The sequence below is a fragment of the Thalassolituus sp. UBA2590 genome, assembly GCF_002339775.1.
GTDB lineage: Bacteria > Pseudomonadota > Gammaproteobacteria > Pseudomonadales > Oceanobacteraceae > Thalassolituus.
In genome coordinates this window covers 1-24,222 of sequence record NZ_DDKU01000070.1, presented here as the reverse complement: position 1 = coordinate 24,222, position 24,222 = coordinate 1, and the positions used below count along the sequence as shown (strand labels likewise).

General features: G+C 51.8%; 23 protein-coding genes. 6 read left to right on the top strand and 17 right to left on the bottom strand.

What is annotated here, in order from left to right; genetic code table 11:
- From B2067_RS06685 to B2067_RS06650, 8 genes are all read right to left on the bottom strand, one after another.
- On the bottom strand, window positions 1-1,682 hold a 1,682-nt coding region (locus tag B2067_RS06685; RefSeq protein ID WP_301387878.1), incomplete at its 3' end, for a GspE/PulE family protein.
- Between the two features lie 3 nt (window positions 1,683-1,685).
- Window positions 1,686-2,735, bottom strand: a complete 1,050-nt coding sequence (locus B2067_RS06680; protein WP_301387877.1) for a tetratricopeptide repeat protein — start codon at window positions 2,733-2,735, stop codon at window positions 1,686-1,688.
- A gap of 10 nt (window positions 2,736-2,745) precedes the next feature.
- Entirely contained in the window at window positions 2,746-3,627 is an 882-nt protein-coding gene (locus tag B2067_RS06675) for an ExeA family protein (RefSeq protein WP_068439336.1), read from the bottom strand.
- A 1-nt stretch (window position 3,628) separates the two neighbouring features.
- Window positions 3,629-5,233: a pilus (MSHA type) biogenesis protein MshL gene (gene mshL, locus B2067_RS06670; RefSeq protein WP_301387875.1), complete on the bottom strand. Its 1,605-nt coding sequence runs from the start codon at window positions 5,231-5,233 to the stop codon at window positions 3,629-3,631.
- A gap of 10 nt (window positions 5,234-5,243) precedes the next feature.
- On the bottom strand, window positions 5,244-5,567 hold the full coding sequence (locus B2067_RS06665; RefSeq protein ID WP_301387874.1) for a hypothetical protein: 324 nt from the start codon (window positions 5,565-5,567) through the stop codon (window positions 5,244-5,246).
- On the bottom strand, window positions 5,560-6,225 hold the full coding sequence (locus B2067_RS06660; RefSeq protein WP_301387872.1) for a hypothetical protein: 666 nt from the start codon (window positions 6,223-6,225) through the stop codon (window positions 5,560-5,562). Before B2067_RS06660 ends, B2067_RS06665 begins: the two co-directional genes overlap by 8 nt.
- Window positions 6,222-6,908: a hypothetical protein gene (locus B2067_RS06655; RefSeq protein WP_301387870.1), complete on the bottom strand. Its 687-nt coding sequence runs from the start codon at window positions 6,906-6,908 to the stop codon at window positions 6,222-6,224. Before B2067_RS06655 ends, B2067_RS06660 begins: the two co-directional genes overlap by 4 nt.
- Window positions 6,892-7,836 carry a hypothetical protein gene (locus B2067_RS06650; RefSeq protein ID WP_068439329.1) on the bottom strand — a complete coding sequence of 315 codons (945 nt, stop codon included), beginning with the start codon at window positions 7,834-7,836 and terminating at the stop codon, window positions 6,892-6,894. Before B2067_RS06650 ends, B2067_RS06655 begins: the two co-directional genes overlap by 17 nt.
- A 180-nt stretch (window positions 7,837-8,016) precedes the next feature.
- Between B2067_RS06650 and trmL the strand changes: the two genes are divergently transcribed.
- Window positions 8,017-8,481, top strand: a complete 465-nt coding sequence (gene trmL, locus B2067_RS06645) for a tRNA (uridine(34)/cytosine(34)/5-carboxymethylaminomethyluridine(34)-2'-O)-methyltransferase TrmL (RefSeq protein ID WP_068439327.1) — start codon at window positions 8,017-8,019, stop codon at window positions 8,479-8,481.
- A gap of 70 nt (window positions 8,482-8,551) precedes the next feature.
- Here trmL and secB read toward each other — a convergent pair whose 3' ends face one another.
- Window positions 8,552-9,016 carry a protein-export chaperone SecB gene (gene secB, locus B2067_RS06640; protein WP_068439325.1) on the bottom strand — a complete coding sequence of 155 codons (465 nt, stop codon included), beginning with the start codon at window positions 9,014-9,016 and terminating at the stop codon, window positions 8,552-8,554.
- Between the two features lie 20 nt (window positions 9,017-9,036).
- On the bottom strand, window positions 9,037-9,450 hold the full coding sequence (locus B2067_RS06635; RefSeq protein ID WP_068439323.1) for a rhodanese-like domain-containing protein: 414 nt from the start codon (window positions 9,448-9,450) through the stop codon (window positions 9,037-9,039).
- 174 nt (window positions 9,451-9,624) lie between these two features.
- On the opposite strand from B2067_RS06635, the gene gpmI reads away from it, so the two are divergent.
- From gpmI to B2067_RS06615, 4 genes are all read left to right on the top strand, one after another.
- Entirely contained in the window at window positions 9,625-11,160 is a 1,536-nt protein-coding gene (gene gpmI / locus B2067_RS06630) for a 2,3-bisphosphoglycerate-independent phosphoglycerate mutase (RefSeq protein ID WP_301387869.1), read from the top strand.
- Window positions 11,161-11,177: 17 nt separating this feature from the next.
- Window positions 11,178-12,299, top strand: a complete 1,122-nt coding sequence (locus B2067_RS06625) for a murein hydrolase activator EnvC family protein (RefSeq protein ID WP_301387868.1) — start codon at window positions 11,178-11,180, stop codon at window positions 12,297-12,299.
- A 100-nt stretch (window positions 12,300-12,399) separates the two neighbouring features.
- Window positions 12,400-13,758, top strand: coding sequence for a S41 family peptidase (locus tag B2067_RS06620; protein WP_301378185.1), 1,359 nt, complete (start codon window positions 12,400-12,402; stop codon window positions 13,756-13,758).
- 14 nt (window positions 13,759-13,772) lie between these two features.
- Complete coding sequence (locus tag B2067_RS06615) at window positions 13,773-14,639, top strand: divergent polysaccharide deacetylase family protein (protein ID WP_301387867.1); 867 nt, start codon at window positions 13,773-13,775, stop codon at window positions 14,637-14,639.
- On the opposite strand, the gene B2067_RS06610 is transcribed toward B2067_RS06615, so the two are convergent.
- Genes B2067_RS06610 through B2067_RS06590 form a run of 5 tightly spaced genes read right to left on the bottom strand, consistent with a single transcriptional unit; the run spans window position 14,630 to window position 21,256 of the window.
- The gene (locus B2067_RS06610; protein WP_301378183.1) at window positions 14,630-15,859 is read right to left on the bottom strand and encodes a hypothetical protein; all 1,230 of its coding nucleotides are present in this window, start codon (window positions 15,857-15,859) and stop codon (window positions 14,630-14,632) included. The genes B2067_RS06615 and B2067_RS06610 overlap by 10 nt on opposite strands.
- Window positions 15,860-15,900: 41 nt before the next feature.
- The gene (locus B2067_RS06605; RefSeq protein WP_301387866.1) at window positions 15,901-17,028 is read right to left on the bottom strand and encodes an imelysin family protein; all 1,128 of its coding nucleotides are present in this window, start codon (window positions 17,026-17,028) and stop codon (window positions 15,901-15,903) included.
- Between the two features lie 6 nt (window positions 17,029-17,034).
- Complete coding sequence (locus tag B2067_RS06600) at window positions 17,035-18,204, bottom strand: DUF1513 domain-containing protein (protein WP_068439312.1); 1,170 nt, start codon at window positions 18,202-18,204, stop codon at window positions 17,035-17,037.
- Window positions 18,205-19,677, bottom strand: coding sequence for a di-heme oxidoredictase family protein (locus tag B2067_RS06595; protein ID WP_297533835.1), 1,473 nt, complete (start codon window positions 19,675-19,677; stop codon window positions 18,205-18,207).
- Window positions 19,667-21,256: an imelysin family protein gene (locus B2067_RS06590; protein WP_301387864.1), complete on the bottom strand. Its 1,590-nt coding sequence runs from the start codon at window positions 21,254-21,256 to the stop codon at window positions 19,667-19,669. The genes B2067_RS06595 and B2067_RS06590 overlap by 11 nt, the downstream gene beginning before the upstream one ends.
- A gap of 193 nt (window positions 21,257-21,449) precedes the next feature.
- Between B2067_RS06590 and B2067_RS06585 the strand changes: the two genes are divergently transcribed.
- On the top strand, window positions 21,450-22,694 hold the full coding sequence (locus B2067_RS06585) for a cytochrome-c peroxidase (protein WP_301387863.1): 1,245 nt from the start codon (window positions 21,450-21,452) through the stop codon (window positions 22,692-22,694).
- Window positions 22,695-22,720: 26 nt separating this feature from the next.
- Here B2067_RS06585 and B2067_RS06580 read toward each other — a convergent pair whose 3' ends face one another.
- Window positions 22,721-23,689 (bottom strand): magnesium transporter CorA family protein, encoded by a 969-nt coding sequence (locus B2067_RS06580; protein ID WP_068439307.1) that lies wholly within the window; start codon window positions 23,687-23,689, stop codon window positions 22,721-22,723.
- A gap of 26 nt (window positions 23,690-23,715) precedes the next feature.
- The coding region (locus tag B2067_RS06575) for a DNA polymerase domain-containing protein (protein ID WP_301387862.1) at window positions 23,716-24,222 on the bottom strand (507 nt) is incomplete at its 5' end.

The following is a 24,222-nucleotide window of genomic DNA, read 5'->3' as shown; positions in this document are numbered from 1 at the left end:
CGGAAGACTTCATCAAGGGAGGTCACACCCTCTGTCGCAAAGTCCAGTGCAGACATTGCTAACGGGCGGAAATACGGAGATTTCAACGCTGCCTCAGAGAACCCTTGAGAATCCCCCTTACGCAATGCACCTATCATGTTGGCATCGAGTTCCAGTAACTCGTAAATACCGACACGCCCCTGATAGCCGGTATTGTTGCAGTGATGGCAACCTCTTCCGTTCAGGAACTGACGTGTTGAGCTGCCAGGTTCCATAGTTTCTAACCAGGCTTTTTCCTGATCATCGGGCTCGTAATTCTGAGTGCAATGAGGGCACAGCTTTTTAATAAGACGCTGTGCCAGAACAGCTCTCAGTGACGAAGCAACCAGATAGCTATCAACGCCCATATCCATCAGGCGTGCCGCTGCTGACTGGGCATCGTTGGTGTGCAACGTCGACAGCACCATGTGACCTGTCATTGCAGCTCGTAAGCCGATCTCTGCCGTCTCATGGTCACGCATCTCACCAATCAGAACGATATCCGGGTCCTGACGCAGAGCCGCACGAAGTACGGTCGAAAATTCGAGACCCACTTTGGTATTTACCTGGACCTGGTTAATTCGCGGAAGTCTGTACTCAATAGGATCTTCGGCGGTGATGATTTTCTTTTCAGCCTGATTCAGCTGAGTCAGTGCCGCATAAAGCGTTGTTGTTTTACCTGAACCCGTCGGGCCGGTGACAAGGATCAATCCATGAGGACGAGTAATCAGATATTCAAAGCGCTTACGGATCTGATCCCGCATACCCAGTGATGCCATACTCAGAATACCGCCACTCTGATCAAGCAGACGCATAACCACCGACTCACCAAACTGCACCGGCATAGTCGACAGACGTACGTCGATATTCTTATTGCGTACGCGGATGTTAAAACGACCGTCCTGCGGTAAACGTTTTTCTGAAATATCCAGGCCCGACATAATTTTCAGACGCGAAACCAGTGCCGAGGCAACGCGTTTCTCTTTCATGATCTGCTCTTGCAGCTCACCATCGACACGCAGACGAATTCGCAGCTGACTCTCTTCCGGTTCAATATGCACGTCCGATGCTTTTACCTGTACGGCATCTTCAAACAGGCTCTGCAACAAACGTACGACAGGAGCCTCTGACGTATCAGAGCTTGAAACAATGGCATTGATATCGAAGTCGCTGCTCTGTAATTCACCCGCCAGTTCACCCGCAATGGAAGCCATCTGCTCCTGACGACGATAGACATTATCGAGAATAGAGAGCAGCTCATCTTCCTGAACAAACGCTGGCAGAACGGGCTTTTTAAGAATTTTCTGGAGATCATCAATAACCATCAGATCAGTCGGATCGGCCATACCGACCATCATTCCGCCCGGCTCTTCTGACAATAGCAGGCAGCGATATCGACGGGCCTGAGTTTCAGGCAACTGCTGTATCAGCGCATTATCGAGACGAAAACGCGACAGATCGATAAATGGATAACCAAAGTAATCAGAAAGAATAGAAAGCAATTTAACCTCTGAGACAAAACCGAGATCCGTAATCGCTTTACCCAATTTTTTTCCGGTGCGCTTCTGCTCTACCAGCGCCATCTGCAACTGTTTCTGATCGATTAACTGCTTCTCAAGTAGCAGATCGCCGACACGAACTTTACGACGTAATCTTGCTTCCATGTTTTACTCCAGCAGCCCTTGCTGATATTTCACCCAGTCTTGCTGTGGTTTACTCAGAGGGTAATTTTCGGTGAGGAACTCAAGGCTTTGTTGTGCTGCGGCGGTTGCGCCAGCGTCTATTTGTGCCTGAGTACGGGCAATAGCCCACTGTGTATTACGCGGCTCCTGTTGTATCAGGCGCGAGTAGTATTCTGCGGCCGCCTGATACTGCCCAAACATATGCAGGCCCGGTGCAATCGTACTGAGCCAGGTGCGACTCTGATTCGTGGCGTATTTTTCGGACGCAGCAATAAACTCATCACGCATCCCCTGCTCCAGATAAATACGGGCCTGCAGTGCGGGATACTCAATCGCGGTTCCCAGCTTGATCGCCTCATCCAACTGAGACAGTGCCCGTTGCCAGTCTCCATTGCGATAGTAGGTCACAGCCCGGATATAGAAGTTTTCTGGGTCCAGACGTCGTGTCACACTCGCACTTGCTGCGTTAGCGTCTTTTGCAATGGAGGCTTCTGTGGAGTGGGCTTCTATGGCGGAGACTTGCACGGATGCTGCTTCAGGCTCGTCGACCACCAGAGCTTCGGGAATTGAAGCTGGAGCCTCTGATCTGGCTTCAGCAGGTTGGACGACCGCGGCAGGTGGCGACTGTTCCTGAGCGGCTACCTCTTCAAGAAATACTGAATTACCTGCCACTTCAGGTTCTGGTGCAATGGCCAACGTAATTGTTTCGGGTTGCTGCATTTGCTGCGTCTCTCTGCCTGTGTCGCTGAAAGGCATCTCTGCTGGGCCAGACACTTCAGCAATGACGGGAACAACGGCTGGATTCGTTCCCGTTACAGGAATAACAGGTATAGAACTGCGATTAATTACAGACGGATCAGACTCAAAATACTGACTGAAATACAATACAAACACAGCAGCAAGAATAGAGATCACAAGTGCAGGCCATATCATCACACGATGGTTGTTCTCGTGATCGGCATAGCCAATAATTTCTCCGGGTGTGACTTCTCGCTGACCATCGAGATCTTTCAGAACCTGATGTATAAGACTCATAGTTCGCTCCTTATAGCCCGATAACGAGTTTCAGACGTTCACGCCATGCGATCGGTTGTTGAATACTTTCAGTGTCTGCTGCCGCCTTTTCTACATGCTGAGCATGGATGGCCTTACTGCCCTGACCGAAGGCCACCAGCAAGCATTTGGCGGCCAGAACATTGACCAGCCTCGGTGTACCACCGCTGCTGATCCATAAAAATCGAACGGCCCCCCGTGTAAACAACGGCTCACCACGGTAGCCTGCGCAGACCAGTCGGTGATTCAGGTAATGACTGACACTCTCAGGCGTACGTAACGCTTCAATATGAGCGGACGTGGTGATGCGCTGGCGCAGTTGCCGGAAGCGTTGCTCACTCAGGATATCGTCTAATTCAGGCTGACCGAAGAGAACGATCTGGACCAGTTTCTGACGCTCTGTTTCGAGGTTGGAAATGAGTCTTAATGCCTCCAGCGTTTCTGCTGGCAAACACTGGGCTTCGTCAATGACCAGGACCAGGCGCCGTCCTTCCTGAGCGATATTAAGAAGATAACGCTGAATATCCGCCCTCAGCTGGCTCAGTCTAGAGTGGCCAGATAATCCGAGTTCATCTCCGATTGCCAGCCAAAGTGCTGTGGGAGATAGCGTCGGATTAGGAATATAAGCAGTATCACTGTTAACTGATTCAAGGTGATTCAGAAGACGCCGACACAACAATGTTTTTCCAGTGCCGACTTCTCCAGTGACTTTGATAAAACCTTCACCGCCAGCCAGTGCATACTGAACGGCTTCAAATGCTTCGTCATGAGACTCAAGGCCGACGTAAAATCCGGTATCCGGCGTCAAAGAGAAAGGGGTGTCACTCAGTCCATAATGTGACTCGCAAGCTTGCTTGATCTCAGTAACATCCATCTCACCACTCCGGCAATAACACGCGAGAGTAACGGCTGTTGAGCTGCTCTATACGCTCCGCAGGTAACTGTGTACCGATAATTCGGGGCTGAATAAGAATGACCAGTTCACTCTGGACTGTCTCGCGGCGCGTCTGACGGAACAATGCACCCAGCACAGGAATATCTCCCAGTACCGGTACCTTGTGCACAACATCGTTTGACTTGTTCTGCATCAGTCCGCCAATAACAACGATCTGGCCTGAGCGGGCACGAACAATAGAATCTGTCTCGCGAACGGTACTGGCTGCGACCGGCAACGAATATTCATCATCGTTCAGCTGGATACGTTTCTGTTTTTCCTCGACTTCTGTCACGCTCGGATGAACGTGCAGGGTAATGTCTTCGTCATCACCAATCTGTGGGGTCACATCGAGAGCAATACCCGAGAAAAATGGCGTCAGCTCAATTTTAGGAGTATCCGAGGTGCCTGTTACCGTTGCCGTCGTTGTTCTGGTCACATCGGTAACAAAATATTCGTCGTTACCGACTTTGATCACTGCTTTCTGATTATTGACGGTGGCGATACGTGGACTTGAAAGTACCTCCACATCACCTTGTGTTTCCAGAAGGCTCAGGGCACCGGCAAAGTTGCCTGCATCAATATTGAGACTGAAAATACCAGCCAATTCATTCGGGTCATTTAAAGCGGCTGAGGTCTGTGTTGCCCAGACGTCATTCTTACCCGTCTGCGCCGCAATCGTATTCCAGTTAATACCGCTCTGGTAACCGTCACTGAGTGTGACTTCTACTATTTTTGCTTCGATCAGAACTTGCTTCTGGACAGTCAACTCAGCCTGCTCCAGGTATTTCTGAACCTGAGTCAGTGTTCCAGGCATTGCACGAGCGATAACAAGACCGGCATGTGCGTCAACGACGACGGAGGCACCTTCCTCTGAAGCCATCATAAGAGACAGTGTCGAACGCAGGTCTTTCCAGAATTCAGAGCCGGTCAGTGTCTCTACTTCTGAGGAATTAGTCTGATTACCGTCGTACTCGCCGAACACAGAGGTCGCTGCTCCGCTGTTCTCTGCGTCAGAACTGGTCATACCACTACTGACCTTCATACCCGAACGGCCTGAACGCATGACATTAAGGTAGTTAATCGGAAATATGCGGGTTTGCGCAGCCTTAGGAAGAATCTGCACACCATATCCAGATTCATTAAAGTCGTACCCGTAAATATCACGAACAGCCATCAGGGCTTCACGGACAGTTACGTCTTTAAGGTTTAAAGAGATTTTGCCGCTGACATCCGGATGAACAACCATATTCATACCAGTGCCTTCGACCAGGCTGTTGAAGAATGCCGGTGCAGGCACCTGATTGGCAGTGACATCAAAACGCTCTTCAGCTTTTTCTGGCAAGGCGATTTCTGGCATCAGGCTTTTCGGGTCCAGGCCAGCCAGCATAGGAGCATCTGCTTCGAGTAATTTCTTTGGTGCAGCTGGTCGCTCTGCTTTCTGATCTGTCTGCTTCTGCGTATAGGTCGTCGCGCATGACGCCATAAGCAGGCTGGCAACAATCACAGCAGCTCGATCGAACCTTGTATTTCTAAATATTTTCACAGTCTGCATCCTACTTACCAGAATGTTTCGTATTACTAAGTAAAGACAGTGTTTTAAGTTTCTGCCTGTATTTCAGAACAACTTTGTCTGATGTAATTTTCACAACCCGGGCACCGGAAACGATATCGCCCTCTTTCACTAAGTTGCCGTTAATTACCGCAGACGCTCCGTTCTGACTCATTTTTATCTGTTGTAGCGTAAAGCTTGTTCTCTTTACCGCTGATTGCTCAACCGCTGCAGGAGCGAACTGTGGCGGCTTCATCGGATCACTGGCCGCCATCGCATTCAGGAAAAGTCCGCTCAGGCAAAGCGCCATAACGACTGATCTAATCACTGAGAATCTCCTCACGGGTACTGAGGGTAAAGACTTCAAGATAAAGCTCACCGCTGGGGTAGTTTTCAACCGTGTAGTCAAGCGACTGCCAGTAGAGTTTCCATGGCATCGAGTCCAGACGTTGCAGATAACTCATCAGCGACGGGTAGTCAGCGGACATGCGAATTTTCATGCCATGGCGATAAAGGTCGACGTCACTGAATTCAGAGCCGAGCGCGATGCTCTCGCCCTCACTATTCTCGAGACTGACCAGCTTGAGTCGGGTGTCCTGAGTCATCATCGATTCCAGTACCGACGGCATATTTTCAGGGGCGACCAGGGTATCGGTAAGACTCTGAATACGCTCATCTACAACGGCTTTCTGGCCCAGAACTTTTTCTATGTCATCGCGTACGGCATCATTCGGGTCAAGCACTGGCGTACTGCGCAAACGCTGCAAATGAGCCTCCAGGCGCAAAGCGTTAGACTCAAGTTCGTTCGCTTGCTGGCGCTCATTCAGCGCCGTCGTCCAGATGGGAGCTGCGATAAAAAACAGAACGACAGCCGCAATGACGACATGCGCTGTGATCAGTACGAGCTTTCTCTCTCGGGCACTCAAGTCACGATACTTTTCCAGCCCTGAGACAATACGAGGGTCTTTCCACCAGATTATCTTCACAGGACATCCTCCCGTGCACGACGCATCAACTCGGCAGACGTCAGCGCCGCATTACGAGGCTCCGCCGGCTTTTCTTTTTCACGTGGACGGGTATCCAGCTTGAACGTCAACCAACGGCTATTTTCCTGTTTACGGACGTCAACAAAACGGAATGCCTGTTCAGAAAAACCGCTGCGCTTAAGAAGGTCAGAAACGTAACGAGAGATTTTCGCCGGATCATCGGTAAAGCCTGAGATATTGATGTGACGCCCCTCGTCGTAGAAGGCGAAACTCTTGAGCCAGACTCCTCGGACATCCTGATCCCCTAACTCTTTCACCATGGTGGTGAATGACGTGCTGCTGTCGAGTTCCTGTTGAGTCAGATAGCGCAGAATTCGCTGACTGCTTTCAAGATCTTCGCGGAGTTTGGCACGCTGGGCGACGAGAGCATCATCCAATTTGAGCGGCGGACGCTCACTTTCAATATTGGCAACCTGCTGCTCAACAATGGCCTGACGCTCCTGCATGCCTTCCAGTCGGTGCCCCTGCCAGTACCAGTTGATCACCAGACCGAGAAGAACAACGACCGCAATACCAACATGCAAGCCAGCACCAATCAGAATCATCTTCAGATCATCAGGGATCTTAGGAGGCTGAAACTCGTCCAGATAGAAATTGACCCGTTGTTTAATTTCCCAGCTCATAGCTAAGCGCCCCTCCGAGTGCAACGGCCAGAGACGCCGTGAGTGGGCGGTCATCTTCCTGACGGTTAAAGGAGCTTTCCAGCGACATCAGGCGGACGGGCGTATTCACACGCTCCTCAAGTTCGCCCAAGGCATCGGTTACATCGACAAGATCAGACTTCAGCATCCACAACTGAGAAACTGCACCCAGCCCCAACTGACTTTCGAAATAGTCCATCGAGCGTTGCAGCTCAAGGGCAAGCACATCAATGCGGCTGTTTGGCTGCATACTCAACCCACCCTCTTCGACATTAAGCGAACTGAGGCCCAGATCGTCGGTTCCCAGAGAAATCTGACGAGTGAAGTAGAGTGCTCCGTCACGGTAGAGATAAATGACACCGCTATTACCTTCGAGGCGCACGACAGCGACGCTGTCCTCGGGCTCAATACTTGCCAGAAGATTCAGAACCGCCAACTCGTTGATAATGATCTGCTCTAACTGCAGATTGCTGTCACGGCAGAATTCAACGATCTCCTGCAGATATGCCCTGTCGGTAATCGCGGCAAACGCCATGCTCATTCGCCCACGATACGCATCGCCGGGAAGAGGAAATGCCTGCAACACCTTATCGGCGGCAGGCGCTCCGACCAGCTCGTCGATACGAAAGCTCAGCGCATCTGTCAGCTCTTCCGGTGCAACTGGGGGTGCATCCACTAGCTGCAAGTCATAGCGTTCGCTATCCATGCAGACCACGGTCGGCGAACCTGCTAACCCCTGAGCTTCGATCCATTCGGACAATTCAGCAAAGCCTGACTCATCAGCCTCTGCAATATAGCTGGAGACGACCCCACGCTGAGTGCGGTGTACTGCCCAGGCACGACCATGATTGATCTCTATTCCCAGACATCCCTGCGCGGTTCGACGTTGTTTCAGCCACGGCAGCTGCATGGCAACCCTCACACAAATTCAACTTACTGAATCTGAGTGTAGACCATGGTGGGAAAAGCGATGGTCTGAGACGACACGCCTGACTATAATGACCCCGAGCCGACCCAGAAAGTGGCCCAAAGCAATAAGATTTCTATTTTAGTGCGTCGAGTGCACCACCCCTACTTCCGGATATCCAGCGTGTTTCATATCGTTCTTTTCGAGCCAGAGATTCCACCCAATACGGGCAATATCATTCGCTTGTGCGCTAATACAGGCTGTCATCTGCACCTGATTGAACCCCTGGGCTTTGATATGGAAGAGAAGGCGTTGCGTCGGGCCGGCCTGGACTACAGCGAGTGGGCCAGCGTGAAGATACACAAAGACTACGAAGCATTTGTTGATTGCGAACAGCCACAACGCCTCTTCGCTCTGACGACGAAGGGCAAGACACGTCATTCCGATGTCGCCTTCAGCGCAGGTGATTACCTGATGTTCGGGCCAGAAACCCGAGGCCTGCCGGAAGATGTCAGGCTGACGATTCCAGAAAAAGACTGGCTGCGCCTCCCCATGCTGTCACACAGCCGCAGTATGAACCTGTCGAATGCCGTTGCAGTCATGGTCTATGAGGCCTGGCGCCAGCTTGGTTATGAGGGTGGGCAATAAGCCAGAGGTGTGAGCCTTACAGAAACAAAAACGCCCCGATCTTCGGGGCGTTTTTGTTGAAGCAGCATTATTAATGCGTTGGCTGTTCGCCAGCCTGCTGGGCCTGTGCTTCTTTAACACGCTGCTGATACAGGGCGTCAAAGTTGATCGGCGCCAGCATCAGCGCAGGGAAACCGCCTTTGACAACCAGGTTATCGACGTTTTCGCGCAGATACGGGAACAGAATATTAGGGCACATAGCACCCAGCATCGGACCCATCTGCTGTTCTGGAATATTCGCCACAACGAAGAGGCCACACTGTACCAGTTCAACCAGAAACGCGGTGTCGCCGTCGTTCTTTGCAGTCACAGTCACTTTTACAGTAACTTCGTAGTGCTGTTCATCGACTTTGCGACCATTGGTGTTCAGATCGAGCTTTACTTCAGGCTTCCACGGCTTGGTAAATGCCACTGGAGAGTTAGGTGCTTCGAATGACACGTCTTTGGTGTAGATACGCTGAAGAGCGAACTGCGCCTGTTCTTTATTTTCGGCCATTGGTTGGTTCCTTATCAGATTTAATTCTTAACGACTGGCAGATTCTGGCTGTTCCATTCCATCATGCCGCCTTTCATACGTACAGCGTTGAAGCCTTTTTCACGCAGCATTTTACCCGCCATGCTGACGGTCTGGCCTGTTTTGCACACCAGTACAATCGGACGCTCGCGTTCTTTATCCAACTCATTCATGCGCTGAGCAAGGCTTGCATACGGAATGTTGACCGCGTTCACAAGGTGACCTGCTTTGAAGTCAGCCTTGTCGCGGATGTCCAGAACCAATGCGTTCTGGCGGTTGATCATAGTCGTCGCTTCAGCGGTGGACACAGTCTGCCCGTTGCGGCGGTTATTATCCCAGAGCAAAGCGATCAGAAACGCTGCCCAGATACCTACCAGCCACCAGTGATTTACGACAAATTCAATGTACTGATCCATTAGCCTGTCTACTGTCTTTCAATATGGAGGCCGGAGTATACCGTCACTGGCGCTATGCCTCCACCGCCGACGCATTGTCATTCCTGTATATGACAATTATTCGCGGACGCTTTGTTCAGTGTCGCACGGGGGTAAGGTATACTGCCGTTTTGCTGTAATTCTGAGTGTACGGACATGACCACGCGACCAAAACCGACCGCCCTGATTATTCTTGATGGCTGGGGCTACCGCGAAGAAACCGCGAACAACGCCATTGCCAATGCCAACACCCCAACCTGGGATCGCCTTCTGAATGAGTACCCGAATGCTCTGATTCAGACGTCAGGCGAAGCCGTTGGTCTGCCGGATGGCCAGATGGGTAACTCTGAAGTTGGTCACATGAACCTCGGTGCTGGTCGCATCGTGTATCAGAACTACACTCGCATCAACAAAACCATCCGCGATGGCGAGCTGACCAATAACGCAGCTCTCGCAGCGGCGATGGACAAAGCGGCAGAGACAGGCAAGGCCGTGCATCTGCTTGGTCTGTTATCACCGGGCGGTGTTCACAGTCATGAAGATCACCTGATTGCCCTGCTCGATATGGCCAAAGAGAAAGGTGTCGGCAAGGTCTGCATTCACGCGATTCTCGACGGCCGCGATATGCCACCTCGCTCAGCCGAGCCGTCGCTCAGTAAAATTGAAGCGCATTGTGCGACACTTGGTAATGCCTCGATTGCAACGGTCATTGGCCGTTTCTATTCGATGGACCGCGATAACCGCTGGGATCGGGTCGAGCAAGGCTACAATGCGATGACACTCGGTCAGGCTGAGTTTTCCGCACCAACAGGTGTTGATGCGTTGAAGGCCGCCTACGAACGTGACGAGAACGACGAATTTGTTAAAGCCACTGTGATTGGCGACCAGCCGGGCAAAGTAGAAGACGGCGATGCCATCATCTGCTTCAACTTCCGCCCTGACCGCGCCCGTGAAATCACCCGTGCATTCGTCGAAGGCGACGAATTCAAAGGCTTTGAGCGCCAGGCTCGCCCTACTCTTTGCGACTACGTCATGATGACGGAGTACGCCGCTGACATTCCAGCCAACTGTGCTTTTCCGCCGGAAAAACTGGTCAATGGCATTGGCGAATACGTTTCCGACAAAGGCATGAAGCAACTGCGTATTGCTGAAACAGAAAAATACGCCCACGTGACCTTCTTCTTCTCAGGCGGTCGCGAGCAGGAGTACGACGGCGAAACCCGCATTCTGGTGAAGTCACCAGATGTTGCCACTTACGACCTGCAACCTGAAATGAGCGCACCGGAAGTCACCGAAAAACTGGTCGACGCCATTAAAAATGGGGGTTACGACCTGATCGTCTGTAACTATGCAAACGGCGACATGGTCGGTCACACCGGTGTCTACGACGCTGCTGTTAAAGCCGCGGAATGCATTGATGACTGCTTGCAGAAAGTAACTGACGCGATTCTGGAAGTAGGTGGCGAATGTCTGATTACTGCCGACCACGGCAATGCTGAGCAAATGCTGGATGAAAATGGTCAGGCGATGACTCAGCACACCACCGGACCAGTGAACCTGATTCACGTCCACAACCGCACAGAAGGCGGACTGAACACCGGACGCCTGTGTGACGTATCACCTACCCTGCTGGACATTATGGGCGTTGAGCAACCGGCTGAAATGACCGGTGTTTCGCTACTGACCAAGTAATCCAAACTGAAGACCTCATGCTACGTTCTGTTGTTGTAGTCCTTACTCTGATCATCAGCCTGACCGCTCAGGCTGATGATCAGGCACGTCTGGATCAGATCAAAGCCGAAATCAAAAAGCTGCAAAGCTGGCTCACCGATGCCCGTGAAGAGCATGATGAGCTGCAACAACGCCTGCGCAAATCCGATCAGGAAATTGCCGCGCAGATCAAAGAGATAGAAGCTACCCGCGCTCGTTTGCGTGAGGAGCAGATTCGCCTAAAAAAGCTTCAGGCGGAGCAGGCCCAGGTTCGTCAGCTCCGTAACCGCCATCAGAAACTATTAAGTGAACAGATACGCCTTGCCCGACAGATGGGTGATGAGGCAGCCATACGCTTCTGGCTCGCTCAGGACGATCCAGCCCAGAACCAACGAATGACCCGCTATTTCGGTTATTTCAACCGTGCCCGCCTTGAAAACCTCAGTAACACCATCGCCGAACTGAACCGGTTGGATAATCTCGAAGTCCTGATCGCAGAGCAGGAAGCTCAGTTACGCGAGAGTGATGCGCGCCTGACGCGGGAAAACAAACAACTCGAGACGCGCCGCGCAGAGCAACAGACCCTGCTCGCTAAGCTTGATCGCCAGATGAGCAGCGAAAGTGAACGTCTGAAACAGCGCGAAGCTGACCGAAAACGCCTCGAATCCCTGCTGGCCGAAGTTGAAACACTGGTCAGTAACAGCCCGCGACATAACGATGAAGTGCCGTTCCGTAAGATGCGCGGCAAGCTCCCCCGACCACTTGCCGGCCCTGTGCTCGCTGCATTTGGCAACCGCAATGGCCCCAATGCACGTTGGGAAGGCTGGAAGATAGGCACACGGGAAGGCGCAGACATCCGCGCGATACATCATGGCCGGGTTGTATTTTCTGAATGGCTCCGGGGCTTTGGTCTGCTGTTAATTCTTGACCACGGCGATGGCTACCTCAGCCTTTATGCTCACAATCAGACCCTGCTCAGGGACGTTGGCAGCTGGGTAAATGGTGGTGAAATTATTGCGACCGCCGGGAAAAGCGGCGGACAACAGAGCGCCGCCCTCTACTTTGAGATTCGTCATAAAGGTCAACCGCAAGACCCGGCGGCCTGGCTGAAGCGCGGATAAAACGACCAGATTAAGAAGAAAAACGCCTCTGAACAGGCCATTCTTAACAGCCAGACAGTTTTGTGCCATGCTTGCGGCACGTTATACAGAGCGAGTGAACATGCTAAGGAAACATCTGCTCCGCCCCTTGATTGCCAGTGCAGTCATCGTTATGCCGTTATCAGGTATCGCTGAAGAGACCGCAGTAGATATCACAGAGGATCAGTCGGCGATTGAAAGCAGCCCGCAAATCCAGCAGGAACTGCCCCTTCAGGATCTTCGCACGTTCACCGAAATATTCGAACGCATCCGCAGCTCGTACGTTGAAGAGATCGATGACAAGACGCTTTTCAACAATGCCATTAAAGGCATGCTCAATTCTCTCGATCCGCACTCCGCCTACCTTCAGGAGGAAGACTTCTCCGACCTCCAGGAAAATACCTCAGGCAAGTTCGGCGGCCTTGGTATTGAAGTCGGCATGGAGAACGGCCTGGTTCGTGTCATTACACCGATCGACGATACCCCGGCACAACGTGCAGGCATACGCGCTGGCGACCTGATCGTCAGCCTCGATGGCGAGCCCGTGATGGGCTTATCACTGAGCGATGCCGTTGAACTCATGCGCGGCGAACCCGGTACGCCGATTACGTTAGAAGTACGCCGCAAAGGTGAAGCCGAACTTCTCAGTTTCACGATTGAACGCGCAGAAATCAAAGTGGCCAGCGTCCGTACCGAAATGCTCGACGGCGAAATAGGCTATGTCCGCCTGACGCAATTTCAGGAAAACACCGGCATTGAACTTCAGGAAGCGCTGCGCGCCTGGCAAAACGATTCTGACCTCAATGGCCTGATTCTGGATATGCGTAACAATCCGGGCGGAGTACTCCAGGCCGCAGTTGTTGTCGTCGATACCTTTATTTCAGAAGGCCTGATCGTCTACACCGAAGGGCGCTCGCCTATGTCAGATGTCCGCTACGAAGCGCGCAAAGACACTCTAGTGCCAGACATCCCTATTGTTGTGCTAATTAACGGTGGTTCTGCCTCAGCGTCAGAAATTGTCGCTGGTGCTTTACAGGATCACAGCCGTGCCGTCATCGTGGGAACTCAATCGTTCGGCAAAGGCTCCGTTCAGACGGTTCTGCCAGTCTCAGAGACCGCTGCGGTCAAACTGACCACAGCCCGCTACTTTACACCGGACGGCCGCTCTATTCAGGCGCAGGGTATCGTGCCGGATATCGTCGTCGAACAAAGCGAAGTGACGCCAAGTGAACAACAGTACTACAAAGAGTCTGATTTACCCGGGCACCTTGAAAACCCTGACGGCGAAGTCACTTCAAAGAACAGCAAAGAGAGCCAGAAAGAAAATAAAAGCGATGACCTGATTCGTCGTGATTTTCAGCTCTATGAAGCACACACATTGCTCCGTGGTGTCACCATCCTTAGCCCAAAAAAAACCAAAAGCAGTACGACTGCTGAATAAGGATGGTCCGCGCGGTGAGAAACATCATTAAAAAGCCACTAGCTGCGCTTTTACTGACTCTCACCGCGTTTATTGCCTCACCGGCACTCGCCACTCCTACACTGATTATTATCATTGATGACGTTGGTAATAACGGTCCGTTAGGCGACCGTGCCGTCGCACTTCCTGGCCCGGTGACACTGGCGTTTCTCCCTCACACGCCACATGCAGCGCGTCTTGCTCGCATAGCCGCAGAAAATAATAAAGGGATCATGCTTCATGCCCCTATGGCTAACGCCACAGGAGCAGCTTTAGGGCCGGGCGCCCTGACACAAGAGATGACACCTGAAGAACTGCAGCAAACACTGGCGGAAAGTCTGGACTCAATTCCCCATGTGCAAGGCGTGAATAACCACATGGGCAGTGTTCTTACCGCCGACCAGACTGCTATGAACAGTATTATGAAGGTGGTACGGCAGCGTGGACTCTATTTTATCGACAGCCTCACTAATCCCTTGAGCATGGCTGAGAGTGAAGCTCTGCAAGCGGGAATACCAACAGACCGACGCGATGTTTTTCTCGATAATGACCGCAGTCTTGACGGCCTTTTTGCTCAGTTTCAGCGCGCTATGAAAGTCGCTGAACGCAAAGGCAGCGCTATTTTAATTGGCCACCCCTACCCGGAAACGCTCGATTTTCTCGAAGTTGTCCTGCCCGAACTGATCGCCTCCGACGAAGTCATTATTACCCGCGCAGATCAACATCTTCAGGAAGAAGCGTGGTTGAACTCTGTTCACACAGCCGATAAAGCTGAGCTGAAATCCAGACTCGAGCTGCGGTTGCCTCTGCCAGTAAAGAACAAGGCAGAGGCTCAACTTAGCAACCTTAGTTATCAGAACTGATAACCCATCCCAAGGTTGAAACCGCTGCCTGAATTAATATCACCACGGCTTTCAGCGTCGTCATTCTGCATCTGAACATCCGCCTTAAATACAACGTCAGGATGCGGATAATAATTCACCCCAAAATCAGTCTGAGCGGCGTTATCGTCTTCTTCCTGAGACCAGTTACTCTGACGAGCAAAAACGCCCCACTTTTCGCCTAAGCGCTGCGAGACCTCAACATAGCCGCCATACTGTTCGGACTTGCCTGCTGCTTCGGCGGCATCGCCTGCAAGGTCCCAACGGGCATACAGCGCCGTAAAGGTTGTGTCTTTAAGGGTGTAAATCACGTGACCGCCCAACAGTAATGCAGAATCGGCATAGGACTCCTCGGCACTCTGATCAAGGTCTGGCTGGTACTGGGTATAACCCGCAACTTCGAGGCCCGTAATACCACGGTAACGTAAGCGAGCCGTGATAGCAGGATCAAATACCGACGCATACGACGACTTCTGTTTGCCCGCTTTCAGATCAAAGGGATCTGCGGCGTCGTTGGTGGTCGGATCTTCGGTTTTAAATCCTTCAGTAATCAGGACATCGTAGCTCAGGCCGTTATCGAGCGTATCTGACAGTGAGATACCCGCACTGTACCAGGTGGATGGAATAACCGTGGTCTCGATAATCGGACGCTCTGTTCCGTAAAACGTCGGTGGCTCATGTGTTTCATTGACAATACCGAGCGGCATCAACATAACACCGGTACGGAACTGGGCGCCATTGAGAACATCCATTTCGATATAGGCCTGCTCAATTTCTACCGCACCATACTGACTGCCACCACTGACCAGAGTGTGCTCAACTTCAAACTCAGAAACAAAGCGGATCGAGTCTGAATAATCGTAACCTACGAACAGCACCAGTCGATGCAGATCAATCTGACGCTTATCTTCGTCGTCGGTACTCAGATTGTTGTAGTGCAGCTCGCCATAACCGCCAAGGTGAACCTGCTTCGTCGACTCCTGAGCCAGGCTTTCATCCATAGTATCCGCGAGCGCACCCAGCCTCTCATTTAACATAGACTCAAGCTCAGAGATACGCTGTTCAAGCTCTGCGCGCGAGACCGGCTCATCTGCTGCTTCCTGCGCCGATACGTTCCCAACCGCGAGTGAACAAATAGCGAGCGACAGCGTTGCCAGCATCGGATTACAAAAATGCCCGTGTTTTTTCGTGTTCGTTTTCATTGTGTATGTCCTGTATCTGATCCTGTTGAGGGCACTATTTATTAATCGCCATCACTGAAATTAATACCCAGTTCTACGGCCAGGGCATCGGGAATTTCTCGTTTAAAGTTGCCATCCAATAGTCCGGCTGCGGTATAAAAATCGAGATTGCTCTGATCAATAACCGCTTCGTAGACTCGTTCAAAATTATCCCGCACGCTCAGTAACGCGGACTCTTCCTGGGCCGCCAGCATAAGAGAGGCAAGCGTGACAACTGAATCACCACCACCTTCAATAATGACCTCAGTCGCTTCCATTGTTGCCTGCATCAGTGCCCAACTGGTGCCGGATATCTGGCCAGCCTGATCAGCCACTGTTCTCTGCTTCAGATAGTTAAGATGTTCTTGTGCACTGGTCAGAAGCAGAGTCAGTGGCGCCGAGCCATCATCCGTCGCGCCACGAAGAAAGCGCTCACGGTAAGCTTCACCCGAGCTCTGATAGTCACTGATCCAGCCTTGGTAAAAGTCATTGGCATAGTTCGCCTGCAAACGGGCCAGCCCCTCCAGAACGTCACAACGTCGGGGCTCTGTAATAAAACCGGCAACGATGTCTGAATCAGTTGTGCTTTCAGAGGCGTCTTCAAACAGAGCGACTTCTAAGGCCAGCAGGCCTACTTTAGTAAAACTCAGCCCCTCAAAGTACGCGTCGTTTAATGTTTCACTGCCAGAGGCTGACTCATTGATTTCTGTACGCACGGTTGAGATGTAGTCATTACCGCGCTGACGCAACGAATCAATATACAGATACCCTGGCGTCAGCAGGTTATCGTCCGGCGGTCCAAACAGAAACGGGAGTACGCGATACCAGCTGACACTGCTTTGTTGCCAGGCCGTCTGAGCCTGTTCGAGCCTTTCTATATCGGGGTCTTCGCAAAAACTAACGGTGGCAGACACCAGCGCATCAGCGTCAACAGCGAAAGCTTCTGTATTAGGAATCACTGTCTCATCGACAATGCGTGTCAGTGCGGTATTTAGCGTGTCATCAGTCAGAATGAGCGGATCATTTTTACGCTCACCACCACAGGCTGTGAGCGCTCCAGCCAGTAATATCGCGACTGCAATTCTGACATTATTTTTACGGTATCCGTCATCATTAGGGACGCAGCTGGGTAATGCTTCTGGCTTATTCAAAGTTGGTCAGCCTTTTCGGATTATCACAGGTTGAGATAAATGGTTATCGAAACGCAGATCTGAATAACTCTGACGCAACGATGTATTTTCTTGTTGGGATACGGGATCAATAAATCGCAATTCGCCCGCTGAATTACTCAGCACAAAACAATCATTTAATTCGCTGACGGACACACCGCACACATCGTGCATCTGAAAGTACCCCAGTAAAGTCTGCGAACTCACATGCCAGAAAACAGCGAAATTCCCTTTCGGAGTCGTCATACAGGCAACATCCGTCGAAGCATGTACCGCAACGCTGCCCATATAGTCATGGGCTCCCAACCACAGATTGTCCGGGGCAGGTAAGTAACTGAAATCTCCCTCGGGAGTCAGCACCGCGGCTAATGGCCGCGGATCGCTATCGGTCAACGCCTGACGCTGCACCTGCAAAGCGGCAACCACACTGCCCTCCTTGTTGATGGCAAGATGACGGATGCTTGCTTTCAGCTCCGTCAGGGTGTGGCGCTGACTGATTTCTCCAGTAGTTCTGTCGATGATCACCAGTGACGAACTCATCTCTGTGGCGTCGTTACTTCGCCCATCCTGTCCCGGAAAACGACCACCGTTAGCAACGACAAGGTGTATTCCGTCAGGCATCAGCAGCACTTCATGGGGCTCGGGGTCGCCCGTTTCAAACTCACGTAATTGAACGAAGCTTCTGGCATCACGAACACTGATCATGCCTTTGCCGTGATCAGGGTGGCCGGGAGAAAATATCGTTTGTGTCACGTATATTTCTGAGCCATCTTCACTGTAACAGGCGTGGCCCTGAAACTGACGTTCAGGGAGCGCGTAAAAGCGCGATAATTCTTCGCCAGTCGCTAGGTCAAAAATAATTCCCTCACTGCCCGGGCGGCGAGCCATCATCAGTATCGAATGGCTATTTTTATCTGTAGGATTCAGGCACACCCCGTGACCGCGAAATGCCGTTTGCTCAAGGGCGGACGTTTGATTGCGGGATACAGAAGCAAATCCGGTCTGATCCTCAGATAGAACTGCTGAGCCCCAATATTCACTCTCCATCACCGAAGAGGAATAACCCAAAGCAAGGCCATGCAAAGGTAAAAGAACCGTACTGCCGAACACGCCTGATTTCAGGATCTGCCTTCTCGTCATCATGTCAGACGTCGCCATTCAGAGCGCCTCCACAAAGGCGATCAGTTGTCGCCGGGTATCTGCAGACATAGCCTCAAAAAGAGCCCGCGCTTTAGCTGCTTCTCCACCGTGCCAAAGAATCGCTTCTTCAACGCTACGGGCTCGCCCGTCGTGCAGTAGTGAAAGGTCTGCCCCCACGGTTTTCTGAAGCCCAATCCCCCACAAAGGCGCCGTTCGCCACTCAGAGCCCGTCGCCTGGAAGTCTGGTCGCTCATCAGCGAGCAAAGGCCCCATATCGTGCAAAAGAAAATCGCTGTATGGCCAGATGCGTTGATTTGCCAGATGCGCGGCCGGTGCGTTCTCTGCAGTAATAAAAGAGGGTTGATGACATTGCTGACAGCCAGCGATATTAAAAGCTTCCTGACCTGCATTAAGGTCTTCTGTCAGCCGAGCCGCCGGTGTCCCCGTATGGCGGAGAAATTCGACAACCAGATGTAACAGGTCTTCAGGAATTTCAAAGCCATCAGCGTTATTTCCATTGGGCTGCTGTTGGCATAACGACTGAACAGATGTGCAAGGTTGCACAGGAAATAAAGGATTCGAAATACCGATATCATCAGCGAATGCTGCCGCAACCGTCACTTCCAGGTCCGGGCGGTTCGCTTTCCAGCCGAAACGACCAGGAACCGTCGCCTGCTCAGAAACACTCCAGACCTGATTCACCCGGCCGGAAATACCGTCTCGATTCTCATCAGCGGGGTCTGCAAGAGCATCAATATCGGCTTGCTTAATAGCCGCGATCAGTCCGGTACCAAACATCCCTGGTGCCTGGCGCAGGCTGAACAGAGTATCAGGATGCAGTTCCCCATAGCTCAGCTGGCGTAAATCCAGTTCGGGTTCACGTAATTCTACGACACGACCATCTGGATACGTATGCGAGTGGTACTGCCAGTTAATTCTCAGATCAGCTTCAGGCTTAAGATCGTCCGGACCGGGGGGCAAGCCCAGCTGCGACATCAATCCCGTCGCCTGTGTCTGAATCTGCTGACCATAACCAGGCTCGGGCACAGAACCGAGTTTCTGTTCCTCACCGGGAATACTCAAACGAACAAAGGCGGTAAAAACAGCTTCGCTATTGTCGTCAGGTAATGTCCCCCGACCACCCTCAATATGGCAACCCAGACAACTGCGGGCATTAAACAATGGCCCAAGGCCATCACGGGCCGTCGTACTCGTCGGTGCTTTTACCCATGGCTGGTGCGCTAATGCACGCCCCGCATAAAAGTCCGCTTTCTGCGCGTCATTGAGGGCCGGTGCAGGTAAGTCAAAACGTGTCAGGTGACTCGTCACATAAGTTGATTCGCCACCCGTTGCAATCTGTTGATGCAATGTTTTGCTGTTGTCACAACCACCGCAGAGGCCCAAAGAAACGAGCCCTGAGACACCGGCTGCTAACGCAAAAAGCCGGCGAAACGCCGGCTTTTTATCAACCACGGCAGACTTACTCGTCACAGCTCGCAGTTGGGTCTTCGGTATCACAGGCCGACGCTTCAGGGTCGACAATAACAGCTCCGTCGATGCCAGCTTTTTCAGCAATGTCTGCGATCAGTGCAGACTGAGCGTTCAGGGCGATAATGGCCTGAGCCACAGCGCTACTGACTTCAGCATTCTCTTCCATGATCTGAACATCGAATGGAGAGCCCGCACGTGCCTGGGTATCAATGGCAACGTATTGAGTTTCAGTCGCCGACAGAGCAACGGCAATGTCCGCCGCCAGTTCAGCTTCGCCAGAATCTTTCAGCCAGTCATCAATGCCATAACCATTCACTGCGTTAGTGGTCACGTCATCAACGCTGTTCAGTGTGCTGTCATAACCGGCGTATTTCCCGTAGTAGCTGTTTGAAACGCCTTCAGCGTTCAGCCAGATATCACGGTGCGTGTTGTCAGAAAAGCACGAGTGTTCGTCTTCCTGAGAGTTCGCAGAGAAAGCGATCTGCATACGCTCACCCGCCAGTTCACCTTCAGACAGGGTACCCATACCCGTCAGAATTTCAGTCAGCTTCTGCTTCGCCTGAGCTTCGTTAGTGACTGTGGTAAATGCAGTACGATAAGTGGCACCCGGTGCCCAACCATCACGTACAGATTCGAGATCCGCGATCAGCTTATCAACAGCAACCTCGAGGAATTTGTGGCGACGGTGAGATTCGACAGTAAAGTCGTAAGCTGCATCGACATTTTCGTTCCCAGATGCTGCTTCTGCATCGTAGCTCGGCTGGAATTCTTCAATCGGGCGATCACCGCCGGCCGCGTAGAAAGAGTTATCTTCATCGGCATCTTCCTCATCGAGTACTTTCACTGCATCACCACGATCAGTACCGTCAGTAGTCTCTCCGTTATCGTTGAGATCCTGGCCCCAGAGCAGGAACTCAATCGCATGGTAGCCGGAAATCACATCATGCTCATCTTCAGCCGTCGCGCTTAACTCAAGAAGTGCTGTGTTAATCTCAATATCCGTGCGCGAAATAATATTGTCAGAATCATCATAATCTTCGGCCGTGATCTCGTAGAGTGTTCCATCGTCAGTAACGTTTTCGTCACCAACGCGGCCATTGGTGCCTGACACTTCGTTATCGGTTACGCCAATCTCGCTTGTGCCAAAATCCGCGCTGATGTTCATTTCTGAATCAAGAACTATTACATCATCAATCAGCGCTTCACCCAGAGGCCAGGCATTAATCGCTCCTTCTGGGCCATCTTCACTGCTGTAATCGGTAGAATCAATCGGGCTGTTACGGAAACGGTAAACCTCAGTCTGACCATATGGCTCACGCGCCACCAGCCAGGCGCGCTTCGCTGCCTGCAGGTTCGCTTCGCTTGGATTAGCACGGAAATCAGCCAACGCAGCTTTCAGCGCCTGAGCAGTCGTGACAGAGTCAGAATACGCGGCGTATGCGATATCGGCATTGGTCTCAAGCACCTTACCTACGTTCTCGAGGTTCAGGATATCTTCCGTGCTGCTGCTATTACTGCCACCGCAGGCGGCCAGTGTGAATCCGGCTGCGACAACGATCGCCAGTCGAGAAAGCTTCATATATTACTCCATCATCAGAGAGCCACTGAGGGCTTAAAAAGTGAGGTCACATTAAACTCAATGCGAATTACTTTCAATACCAAATGTAAGCTAATGTCATGATTTAAATCACGATCATCTGCTACTATCGCGTTATGCTCAACAACTGACCCGAATAGTCGTATTTTTTTATGGTGTGTACATGGTGTGGAATATGAAGCTCAGCCTGCTCGCTGTGACGGTTTTCTTATCGGCAGGCCTGACGGCCTGTGGCGGCGGCAGTGGTGGTTCAGACTCCGCTTCAGCCAGTGACCTTGAGAGCAAGACGATAGACCTGGGTGAATCCCTGTTTCACGATACCAACCTATCTCTGGACCGCACACAGTCCTGCGCGACCTGCCATGATCCTGACCATGCGTTTACAGACCCTTCGACCAACGACGGCGGCAACGTTCGCGCTGCCTCATTAGGTGATGATGGCGTTTCTCTCGGTGACAGAAATACCCCAACGGCACTTTACTCTGCCAGTATCCCTGAGTTCAGCTTCGGCACGCACCGTCGTTTTAACAGCCCGCAGGCAGACTATGTGGGCTACATAGGTGGCCAGTTCTGGGATGGTCGTGCAACGACACTGGAAGATCAGGCCGGCGGCCCGCCTCTGAATCCTGTCGAGATGAACATGCCAGACAAGGCGACCGTCGTCGCGCGTCTGCGTGAAAACACCGGCTACGAAGAAGCCTTTACCGAACTGTACGGCACCAATATTTTTGATGATGTGGACGCAGCCTACAGCGCGATGACGCAGGCGATTGCTGCCTTTGAGCGCAGCCCCGTGATGTCGCCCTTCAATTCAAAATACGACAAATTCATCCGCGGCGAATACCAATACAGCCCAGTGTCCAAAGCAGCGCTGGGCAAAGCTCGCTTTTTCTCGCAGCAATTTACCAACTGCGCAACCTGCCATCAGCTTCGCCCCAATGGCAATAGTGGCGAGACATTCAGCAATTACGAATTTCACAATATTGGCGTCCCGGTGAATACCGAACTCCGCACAGCGAACGGCAGCGAAGATGGCTTTACCGATACAGGCCTCGCTGCCATTGACGCTGTTTCAGACGAGACTGATACAAGTGGGCTTGAAGGGAAGTTCCGGGTACCAACGTTACGCAACGTCGGCGTCACGGCGCCCTACATGCACAATGGGGTGTTTCAGTCGCTGGATACCGTCATCCGCTTTTACGACCGCCACCTGACAAACTCAACTAACGGCATAAACCCGGAAACCGGGATTGCCTGGGCGGCACCAGAAGTCGGCGAGAACATCAGTTTTACAGAACTGCGTCAGGGTACGGCACTGAGTGAAAACGATATCGAAGGACTGGTCTGCTTCCTTTATAGCCTGACCGATGAGCAGTACGAACACCTGCTTCCCGAAGATGCCGCTGAATGTGGACTCTGATTACCAGAGCCCACATTCAGCAACTATTATAGCCAGCGTATTTTACGGAACAGCGCCAGCAGCCCCACAGCAATTGAGCCCATGGCCGCTAATAAAATAAAGTAGCCATTTTCTATTTTAAGCTCGGGAATGTATTCAAAGTTCATCCCGTAGAGGCCCGCCAGAAAGCCGAGAGGCACAAATATCGCAGTAATGACTGTGAGCACCTGCATCGTACGGTTCAGCTGATGTGAAGCAATAGAAATATAACCATCAATTAAATCACCGCTGATGCTGTAGAAAATTTCCGCAAGCGTATAGAGACGGTCAAAACGATCGTGAAGGTCTGTGATCGCGTGCCCCATCGGGTCGTCTTTATAATTCAGGGCCAGATACTCATCACTGCGCAATTCATCGGTAATATTGCGGTGATAATTAAACAAGCGCCGCAGTTTTACCAGGCGAGTACGGTAGGTCACCAGCTCACGCATCAGGTCGTCATTACCGTCGTCTAGCAGAGCATCTTCGATATCGCTCAGGCGCTCTTCGAACTCAAGCAACGCATCAAGATACAGCCCCGCCGACGTATGCATAATTCGCAGAGCAAGAAACCCCGGGCCTTGCTTAAGTAACTTTGAGCCCTGTTCAGAAAACAATTTTTCAATACTGACCGCAGGTTTTGGGTGACGGGTAACAAGGAAATTCTCACCGACAAAAAATGCGATGTTCTGCGAGTCATGCACCAACTCCGAGTTAAAGCTGGCAATGCCCCGATACAGTACAAAAGTGAAATCATCGAACTCTTCGAGTTTAGGCGGGTGACGATCACGCTGAGCATCCTGTACTGCCAGAGTATGCAGACCCAGGTTCTCTAGTAATTTGCGCTCACCGGGGACATCTTCTTCCTGGATATCCAGCCAGAACCGACCTTCCCGATGGCGCTGCCACTCGATTAATAATTCAGAGCCACCGGTACGTATCGAACCGTCCGTGCCTTCAAGCATACATCTGATCATACTGTTTCCTGTCTGTATTCTGCCGGTCAGAACAGCCGATGCTGCTGGCCAGCCTCCTGATCGAAGTTATGACCCGTAAACTGAAATATAGAGTCAGCAATGGGTTTAAGTTGTTTTTCCAGATAGTGGTCATAGTCGATGGCCGACTGTCGCACCTCTACTGGCTCTGGCCCGTTCACTGTCATGACGTAACTGATCCACCCTCCCCTGTCCTGATATCTGGGGGGACGTTTCTGGGTCTCCAGCCAACGATCCATCACCGCCGCGGCCTTCGCATGGGGCGGCCTGCTTTTCTGGTAGTGAGGTAATGGTCGTCGCAAGCGCTTACGATATATCAGCATGTCATCTGCGTTGCCATCAAAAAGTTCACCGACCTGATTTTTTAGCCACTGCCCCCAGGGCTCGCCACAGAACACCCGACGGTATAACTCTTTCTGGAACTCACGAGCCAACGGTGTCCAGTCGCTCCGCACCGCTTCTAAGCCTTTAAATACTAATCGGTCATCACTCGCATTGATGCCAGCATAGCGCTT

Coding starts and splice junctions, on each gene's coding strand:
- B2067_RS06655 (WP_301387870.1), bottom strand. CDS start 6,908: ATGAGCTGGGAAATTAAACAACGGGTCAATTTCTATCTGGACGAGTTT.
- B2067_RS06635 (WP_068439323.1), bottom strand. CDS start 9,450: ATGGATCAGTACATTGAATTTGTCGTAAATCACTGGTGGCTGGTAGGT.
- B2067_RS06590 (WP_301387864.1), bottom strand. CDS start 21,256: ATGAAGCTTTCTCGACTGGCGATCGTTGTCGCAGCCGGATTCACACTG.
- B2067_RS06580 (WP_068439307.1), bottom strand. CDS start 23,689: ATGATCAGATGTATGCTTGAAGGCACGGACGGTTCGATACGTACCGGT.
- gpmI (WP_301387869.1), top strand. CDS start 9,625: ATGACCACGCGACCAAAACCGACCGCCCTGATTATTCTTGATGGCTGG.
- B2067_RS06675 (WP_068439336.1), bottom strand. CDS start 3,627: ATGGATGTTACTGAGATCAAGCAAGCTTGCGAGTCACATTATGGACTG.
- B2067_RS06620 (WP_301378185.1), top strand. CDS start 12,400: ATGCTAAGGAAACATCTGCTCCGCCCCTTGATTGCCAGTGCAGTCATC.
- B2067_RS06650 (WP_068439329.1), bottom strand. CDS start 7,836: ATGCAGCTGCCGTGGCTGAAACAACGTCGAACCGCGCAGGGATGTCTG.
- B2067_RS06610 (WP_301378183.1), bottom strand. CDS start 15,859: ATGAAAACGAACACGAAAAAACACGGGCATTTTTGTAATCCGATGCTG.
- B2067_RS06680 (WP_301387877.1), bottom strand. CDS start 2,735: ATGAGTCTTATACATCAGGTTCTGAAAGATCTCGATGGTCAGCGAGAA.
- secB (WP_068439325.1), bottom strand. CDS start 9,016: ATGGCCGAAAATAAAGAACAGGCGCAGTTCGCTCTTCAGCGTATCTAC.
- B2067_RS06600 (WP_068439312.1), bottom strand. CDS start 18,204: ATGGCGACGTCTGACATGATGACGAGAAGGCAGATCCTGAAATCAGGC.
- B2067_RS06625 (WP_301387868.1), top strand. CDS start 11,178: ATGCTACGTTCTGTTGTTGTAGTCCTTACTCTGATCATCAGCCTGACC.
- B2067_RS06585 (WP_301387863.1), top strand. CDS start 21,450: ATGAAGCTCAGCCTGCTCGCTGTGACGGTTTTCTTATCGGCAGGCCTG.